We start from the raw sequence: 5,726 nt of genomic DNA on the forward strand, positions 1-5,726 counted from the left end.
AACCACGCCGCTGCATGCTGGAGTACCTCGATCGCGGTGGCGGCCTTCTCGTCGGCGCGGATCTCGGCGTAGGCCATTCGGGAATGGTCGTCGATGACGGTGTGCACGAACGCAATCCCGATCTGGGGTCGGTACTGGTTACCGCGCTTGCCGGTGCGCCGCGCTGTCTGCTGGGCGTTGAGCTCGCCTTGGCGCCGGCTGAGAAATTTGTGGCCGCCGCCGTCGGGGATGTTGGCGAACTTGGTGACATCGACATGGACCAGCGATCCTTGATGTGGGTGCTCGTAGCGGCGTAAGGGTTCGCCGGTGACCCGGTCGACACGGGAGAGTCGGTTGATGCGGCAACGCACCAGTACCGCGTGCACGGTCGAGGCTGCCATCCCGAGGCGACCGGCGATCTGCACCGGCCCCAGCCGGTGACGCCAGCGCAGTGCGACGATGGCGCGTACGAGCTGCGGAGCGGTCTTGTTCGGGCTGGTATGCGGGCGTGAGCAGCGATCGGCCATCCCGGCTACGCCCTCGGTCCGGTACCGGTCGGCCCATTTCTTGGCAGTGCGTGGAGAGACCATGAACATTTTCGCTGCCGCGCAATAGGTCCAGCCGCGATCGACGATCAACCGCGCCAGTCGCAGACGGGTGATCGGGGTGAGCGTTGCGTTAGCGTGGGACACGAAGGCCTCCGGGCTTGTGAAGCGGTTCCTAGACAGCTCCACTTCACAACCGGAGGCCTTCACCTGTCAGCCCGACTCACCACACTGAGGCGGGACAACCTCCCCGGACATCACACCTAGGCGTGCGAACTGGGGGAGTAGTGGCACCTCGATCTGGTACGGCGGCCAGTCGTTCGTCATCGACTGGGTTGGTGTTGCTCCGGGCCTGCCTTCTGGCCATGCCGGCCCTCCGTGGCTATGTCTGGTCTTCGGACAACAGATTGGATAATCAACTGTGTACACACCTGCCTGAACAGGGAGTTAGCATTGCAGACTAGGTAGGACGGGCTTAGACTAGATAGACAGATATGGACAATTAAGGACAACAGTGGGCAGACCCGAACGACCTTTGGATCCAAACGGCGGCCCGGTCGCTTCCTTCGCGCAGAGCTTGAGAGAGCTTCGCCAGCAGGCAGGCAATCCGAAGTACCTACAGATGGCCCGGATGACCGGCCGGTCGCGGACCGCCCTCTCAGAAGCCGCTGGAGGGGAACACTTCCCATCTTGGGAGACGACTGAAGCGTTTGTAAAAGCCTGCGGTGGAGAATTGTCCGATTGGCACCGAGCATGGGAACAGACTCGCGAAAGCCTCAAAGAAGGTCCTTCGGTGGAATACAACCAGCCTCTCGCAACAAATATTAATTCGCAATTCACGAGCGATACTTTTCACCACTATCAGGATCGCTCACAAATTCTAGAACAATTTGCCTCCCGATTGCGAGAAGTGCGGCTCCACGCCGGTGAGCCACCGCTCAGAAAATTGGAGCGCCTCGATTCTCGACTCAAAAGAGCAACAGTCGCGAATGTGCTGAACGGAAAAACTGCTCCAACGTTGGACTTCGTTGTCTGGTTCATATGTGCTTGTACCACGATCGCCCAACAACGAGACCTCTCGCTGGCCGATGAACAACAAGACCTTGAGCTATGGCGGCAAAGATGGATCGGCCAGCAGCGCCAACTCCGCGAACATCGCAGAAGGTCGTCGTCCGGCAGGACCATATCGTGACAATCGGGCGGATGACGTCGTGACAGTAGTTCTGAGTACCAACCTCGACACCGACGAAGGGCGGGCACTCTAGTAGTCCTGCTCACACATCCGAGAGCACCACTGCCAGACCTCCGCGCGGGAATCGCTTGAGACTCGATCAACTGTAGGAAGTCGATCGGGTACGATCGGAGCGCGCACATGATTGCGCGGTGGTGTCGAAGTTCACGCCCAGCGCCACAGCCTTAAGTATTCGAATCTGCGCCTCGCCGATGCTGAGTTCGTGGATGGATCTATGATAGGCCAACGCACAAGTAGACAAACTGCGTCTGCGGCACGCCTGTCGGATAGTGCAGAGAAGCACAATTGACTGCACCATCCGAGCAGCCTCCATCATGACGACTGGGCGTCGCCTAGGTGCCGAGCTGTTATTTTCCAGCTATGATCCATTCAGTCGGAACGAGTCGAGTTCCTCCGCGCCATTGGTGTCGCACCGCACGCTGGAACCATTTTTCGTCGACTAGGTTGGCATGGTCGCTGACAATTATCTGCATTCGCGGGGCTAACTCATTGACCACATCGCGCATTACGAGGAACATGGCCAGTACAGCCTCACGATCGGTGTCGTTGATAGCACCGGCATTCTTCGCGACGTCGGACGGGTAGAAAGCCTGCGTCGGCTGGTCGATCATCAGGAACCGAGGCACAGGGCGATCGTTGTCGACAAAAAATTTGTGGAGCGCCAGGTGCGTCGCTAGGTGGTAGCCAATCCAATTCGCGGCGCTACCAATGCGTTGCAACGGCAGCGGCCCATCGCTCGTGTCTGTCACCACGGTCAAGTTCGCGAGGTCGAGGCGTACACCGTCCTCGACATGCTCGAGTCCGATGCGCTGGGCCAAGTCGGTCATGGTACGACCGACGATGTTGAGCCTGGAGAGAAGCTGTTCCCGGTCTACATCGGGATCTAGCCCCGCCAGCAGTTGAGTCACCCGCGCGTTCGCCGTATCGAGGTTGCGACGGAGTCGCTCAAGGGAATCTCCGGTTCCCGCTGTCATAACGCCGAGCAGGGCTTCGATACGACCACGGGTGTAGTTCCGCGCCGCCGCCGTGTCCTGTGCAACGCGGATGGTCCGATCTCCCGCCTCAAGGCTCGCCACCGTGGTCTCCACAGCGGCCAACTCCTGACGCAGTCGATCGGCTTCGGCTTCGAGAACGATGAGAACTTGTCGGCGAGATTCAGGGGCCGCCTCAAGAGACGTGAGCTCGCTTCGCAGACTCTGCAGTCGCTCGGCAAGCGCTGCTGTTGTCGGGTCGGGTTCCTCGATCTGCGATCCGCAGACCGGACACGAGCCGGCTGAAGCGGTATGAACGTCGCTGGCGGCGGGCAGAAGTTCGAGGCTCGTCAGACGACCGGCGTGAAGTTCGACAGCACCCACGAAATCTCGCTCGGACTCAGCCCGGTCCAGAAGCAGCGCCCGGTCATCCATGACATGCCACAACTGACTTCGTAGCTCAGCGCGCCGTCGGATTAATGCCCTTCGGCGGTCCTGGTGTTCGAGTGCACTTTCGTCCGCACGATCGCCCAACGACGCGCGGTTTTCACCGCTGTTGTTTTGGCGATCACGAACTGCCGCGCGGAGGGCACTAACGATCTGAGCCCTTTCCGTTAGATCGTGCTCATCCGTGAGGCCAGCCGCATGAGCCTCCGCGAGCAGACCACGGAGGTTCGCCTCGGCGATGACTGCCTCCTGCTCGGCTGCTGCGAGTGCTGCTTGCGCGCGGCGTTGTGCCCGATTTGCGTCGCGGAGTGCCGCCTTCTTCGCCGCGGCGTCTGCGGGCACCGCGCCGAGGAAGTAGGGGATGGTGTCCTTCAGATGCTGAGCGATCTGGTTTTCGCCTTGGCGATGGAACAACAGGTGTCGACTGGCAATCTCGTCCTGATCTTGCAGGCATAGCCAGGTGGCGTGGCCCAAGTGGGCCTCGAACGGAACCTGACCGACGCCAGGCCCCCGGGGCTCAATGACGTTTTCAGCTATACCGATCCGACGACCGAGTTGGCGACGAACGCTGTCACTGTCTGCGTTTTCGGCGAGTTCCTGGTGGTCGAGCAGATCCATAGCTGCGCCGCCGAACTCAAGCATCGCTCGCTGAGTCGAGGCCTGCCCTTTGGGAGGTGCGGGACGTGCCACGAATGCCCTGGGCCCGTCGGGATTATCGGTGAGTTGCCATAGCGAGGCGGACCAGGCGACGTGGTCAGCGATAGGCCCTGCAGGAATGAGGTACGCGTCGCGTCCCAGACAGAACTCGGTGATCGTCAAGAGAGCGCTTTTGCCGGTCTTCGACTCGCCTGTGACGATGTTCAGCTGCCCTGGCTGAAATCTCACGTCTCGGCGGCGGCCGTCGCGCGCGTAGAGCGCCAATGCGAGTAACTGCACCGATCTAGACTTCCACACCGAGAAGGGCGAAGGCGGTAGCCGGTGACTCGAGCTGGGTGAACCAGCGTCCCACGAAGCGCGCCTTGTGCACGATGTCGCCGATGTCGCCGATCTCGGCGATCCTGCCGGGCCGAAGGTGACCTGTGATGTTCGCTCCATCGAGTTCGACCGCTCCATGACGCAAACCGAACCGTATGCCTTCCCGAACTGGCTCGACGAGTGTCTTGGCTCGCGCGCCGAAGCCGGCAGCGAGGACTTCGTGAGTCGTAACCCACTTGGCGAGGTGTGAATCGACACGAATGGGCAGGGACTGACGCGTATTGCGGTGCAGTACAAGTGGAACGACCAGAAACGCCAGTTCGAACGGCATCGGCCGTACGTTCCGCCGATTGTACTCGATCGCGGCTGCTGCGATGACTGCTGCGATCAAGGCTGGATTCAACAAGTCGGCCACAGCTGGTACGCGCTCGCTCCACTGCCTCATGTCTGTGAAGCATGGCATGATTGGGCAACTCCGGGGCTGATTTCGGGGCAATCACACCATCGCTTCGCTCGTCCTGTGTGACGAGTAGTGTTAGTGGGTGCGGCCAGCGCGCTCTCTACGCGTCTTGAAGTAGGAGTTTCGACAGATGCTCTTCGAACTCGGGATGCCAGCCGATGTCGAGAGTATCTGCTAGCGCGTGCCGTCGTCCCCTCGCGTGGAACGGATCATCGAATTTGGCACGGATCGACAGAGTCGAGTCCCCGAGCATGTGAAGCAGCTTTCTGCCAGCGGCTCGCTTGTCTTCATCGCTGGCACCCGCAGGCAATTCGGCGCACATGTGATCGAAAGCCCTCTCCCACTCGTCGACCAGACGTTCGCTGAACTTGTCCAGTTCGTCGTAGTGGACCAGATGTACATCCAGCCAACGAGTCTCTTGCAGGTAGGCCCGTTGGTAGTCCAGGATCGCCTTCTGCAGTTGGCGGGGAAGCACGTTCAGTATCTTCAACTGATGAACGTACATTCGGCCCTCGTGACGCTGTGCAGTGGAATCGAGATCGATGTCGTTGACATCGACAAGCGAAGGCAAATTGTCTCGTGTGAACCGATCGCGGATACCCTCCAGGGCAGTGAGAGTCTCCTGCACCGACACGGCACCTCTCTTACCGCTGAGCATCGCGATGGAAGTGCGCCCCCACCAAGCCCACACCAGATCCAGGTAGATATCGAACTGTTCGATCGGGGCACCGGGTCGAAGCCGTTCGGCTACCTCCTCGTCCACGCCATCCAGATCCGCAGATTGGTCGGCGACGTAAATCCGACCGACGAACGTGGACCGATCGGACGAGGTCAGCTTCAGGAATTGCATACGCGCCGCCTCCGTCTCCTTGGACCTTGAATTGCGGGCAGTACTTTCGAGCAAGGCGAGCGCGGACTCGACGTCACGACCGGAAACACGTAGAAACGATGCCGCCGAACCGGCTCCAGCACTGCTATTGGTGATGAGTGTGAGGATGGGACCGTATGGATCCCCTGCGCGCCCGGCGTCCATCCAGACGCGCAAGGTACGCCAGATGTCATCCGAGGCATCAGTCAAGTTGCGCAAGGTTGAAACG

Annotated in this window: 5 protein-coding genes; 1 reads left to right on the top strand and 4 read right to left on the bottom strand. The window is 60.3% G+C overall.

Annotated features, from left to right (window positions below):
* A partial coding sequence (locus ACL03I_RS38980) for a leucine zipper domain-containing protein (RefSeq protein WP_412808600.1) occupies positions 1 to 671 on the bottom strand: 671 nt, incomplete at its 3' end.
* A gap of 367 nt (positions 672 to 1,038) precedes the next feature.
* Between ACL03I_RS38980 and ACL03I_RS38985 the strand changes: the two genes are divergently transcribed.
* Positions 1,039 to 1,716 (top strand): helix-turn-helix domain-containing protein, encoded by a 678-nt coding sequence (locus ACL03I_RS38985; RefSeq protein WP_412808596.1) that lies wholly within the window; start codon positions 1,039 to 1,041, stop codon positions 1,714 to 1,716.
* Between the two features lie 407 nt (positions 1,717 to 2,123).
* On the opposite strand, the gene ACL03I_RS38990 is transcribed toward ACL03I_RS38985, so the two are convergent.
* The 3 genes from ACL03I_RS38990 to ACL03I_RS39000 all read right to left on the bottom strand — a co-directional run.
* The gene (locus tag ACL03I_RS38990; protein WP_412808597.1) at positions 2,124 to 4,130 is read right to left on the bottom strand and encodes a DUF3732 domain-containing protein; all 2,007 of its coding nucleotides are present in this window, start codon (positions 4,128 to 4,130) and stop codon (positions 2,124 to 2,126) included.
* Between the two features lie 4 nt (positions 4,131 to 4,134).
* Complete coding sequence (locus ACL03I_RS38995) at positions 4,135 to 4,632, bottom strand: three component ABC system middle component (protein ID WP_412808598.1); 498 nt, start codon at positions 4,630 to 4,632, stop codon at positions 4,135 to 4,137.
* 97 nt (positions 4,633 to 4,729) lie between these two features.
* Positions 4,730 to 5,726 (bottom strand): ABC-three component system protein (locus ACL03I_RS39000; RefSeq protein WP_412808599.1); only part of this gene is annotated, 997 nt, incomplete at its 5' end.

The sequence above is a fragment of the Nocardia sichangensis genome (assembly GCF_047200615.1).
In the GTDB taxonomy this organism is placed as follows: Bacteria; Actinomycetota; Actinomycetes; order Mycobacteriales; family Mycobacteriaceae; genus Nocardia; species Nocardia sichangensis.